General features: G+C 74.5%; 1 protein-coding gene and 1 pseudogene. One reads left to right on the top strand and one right to left on the bottom strand.

Annotated elements, in window-relative coordinates; genetic code table 11:
• Nucleotides 1-58 precede the first annotated feature (58 nt).
• Nucleotides 59-820 carry a 3-hydroxybutyrate dehydrogenase gene (locus ACIQOV_RS39265; protein WP_401055666.1) on the bottom strand — a complete coding sequence of 254 codons (762 nt, stop codon included), beginning with the start codon at nt 818-820 and terminating at the stop codon, nt 59-61.
• A gap of 368 nt (nt 821-1,188) precedes the next feature.
• Between ACIQOV_RS39265 and ACIQOV_RS39260 the strand changes: the two are divergent.
• Nucleotides 1,189-1,995: pseudogene (locus ACIQOV_RS39260) on the top strand (hypothetical protein); the annotation flags it as partial.

Here is a 1,995-nt window from a genome sequence, read left to right as displayed (position 1 = left end):
GTCGAATGTGCCTTCCTGCCCTATGAGAGGGGAGGCCTGATCGCCGGGCGCTCCCCGCTCAGTGGGCGGTCCAGCCGCCGTCGACGGGGAGGCTGGCGCCGGTGATGTAGGAGGCGGTGGGGGAGCAGAGCCAGAGGGCGAGTTGGGCGACCTCCTCGGGTTCGATGAGGCGCTTCACGGCGGTGCGGTCGAGCATGATCCGCTCGACCACCTCGTCCTCGGGGATGCCGTGGGCGAGCGCCTGGGCGGCGATCTGCTTCTCCACCAGGGGAGTCCGGACGTAGCCCGGGTTGATGCAGTTGCTGGTGACGCCGTACGGCGCGCCCTCCAGGGCGACGGTCTTGCTGAGGCCCTCCAGCGCGTGCTTCGCGGTGACGTACGCGGACTTGAAGGCGCTGGCGCGCAGGCCGTGGACGGAGGAGACGTTGACGACCCGGCCCCACTCCTGCTCGTACATGTGGGGCAGGGTGCGGCGCAGGATGCGGAACGGGGCCTCGACCATGACGCGCTGGATGAGCGTGAAGCGGTCGGGCGGGAACTCGTGCACGGGCGCGACGTGTTGGAGGCCGGCGTTGTTGACGACGATGTCGGCGTCGTCCGGCAGGGCGTCCACGGCCCCGGGGTCGGCGAGGTCGGCGACGATCGCGCGGCCGCCGATCCGCTCGGCGAGTTCCTCGGCCGGGCCGGCCGCGAGGTCGACGACGTAGACCCGGGCGCCGGCCTCGGCGAAGGCCTCGGCGCAGGCCCGGCCGATGCCCGAGGCGGCCCCGGTGACCATGGCCGTGCGGCCGGCGAGCGGGCGGGCAGTAGAGGTGTCCATGGCCGAGAACGGTAGGAATCCGGCGGCCCCGCTCCCATGTGGCGGAACGCCACAGCAGTCCGCTGAGCTGTGGTGTCGTTCGCCATGACACCGGAGCGGGGTCCGAACGGCGGATCGACCCTCGGAGAGGCCCTCGGGGAAGCCCCCGGAACGGCCGGTGGTTCGACCCCGGACGACCAAACCCGAGAGGGCCCCGCTTCCCCACAATGGGCGCGGTTGCTTCACCCGTTCGGTGGATTGCTCGGTCAGATCCACCCATAGCGCCCGAATGCTCGCTACATTCACGCCGATTCCCGACAGGGGGCGCCGCCCCGGGCCGCCGAAGTGCTGGTGAGGCCCGGTGCGACGTCCGAGAGGTGTTGACAGACATGCCCCAACGGCCTGCAACCGACAGCCCGGCGTACGGACCGCTCGACCCGCTCGGCCAGCACCGAGGGACGGTCGGCCGGACCCTTCCGGACGCCCCCGACGCCCTGACCGCCGACACGCTGACCGCCGACGCCCCGGACGCCGACGACCGGCGGCTGCCGGTGCAGGCCACACCCGACCGGCACGAGAACCCCGCCGCGCCCGTGCCCGGCCCTCCCCGCGGCCCCGGCCACTCCGGCCCGGCCCCGCAGAACGGCCAGCTCGCGGCGCTGATCGAGGAGGCCGGCTTCTCGCACGCGGGCCTCGCCCGCCGGGTCGACCAGCTCGGCCTGGAGCACGGCCTGGACCTGCGCTACGACAAGACCTCGGTCACCCGCTGGCTGCGCGGCCAGCAGCCGCGCGGGGCCACCCCGGCGCTGATCGCCGAGGTCTTCACCCGCCGCCTTGGCCGCCGCCTCACCGCCCAGGACCTTGGCCTGGACGCCTGCGCCCCGGTCTACGCCGGCCTGGAGTTCGCCGAGACGCCGCAGGAGGCGGTGGACATCGTGGCGAGCATGTGGCGCAAGGACAACGGCCCGCAGTCCGAGCTGCGCCGGATCGCCTTCACCCCGGCCGGCCTGGTCGTCCCCAGCCGGGACTGGCTGATCGGCCGCACCGACGAGCGGGTCGCCCGGGACGGCTCCACCCTGACCCGCTCGGACGCCGCCGCCGGCCCGCCGTCCGGCAGCGCCACCTCCGCGGCCATCACCGGCGCCCCGGCGCCGGGCGCGCCCGGCGCGTCCCCCGGGAGCCCGGCGCGCGGCCCC

Source organism: Kitasatospora sp. NPDC091257, assembly GCF_044757675.1.
Lineage (GTDB): Bacteria > Actinomycetota > Actinomycetes > Streptomycetales > Streptomycetaceae > Kitasatospora > Kitasatospora lactacystinica.
The sequence above is the reverse complement of the archived record's forward strand: the minus strand, read 5'-3'. Positions and strand labels throughout refer to the sequence as shown.

Bases quoted from the DNA above. Each gene is read 5' to 3' on its own strand.
- ACIQOV_RS39265 (WP_401055666.1), bottom strand. From the start codon at position 820: ATGGACACCTCTACTGCCCGCCCGCTCGCCGGCCGCACGGCCATGGTC.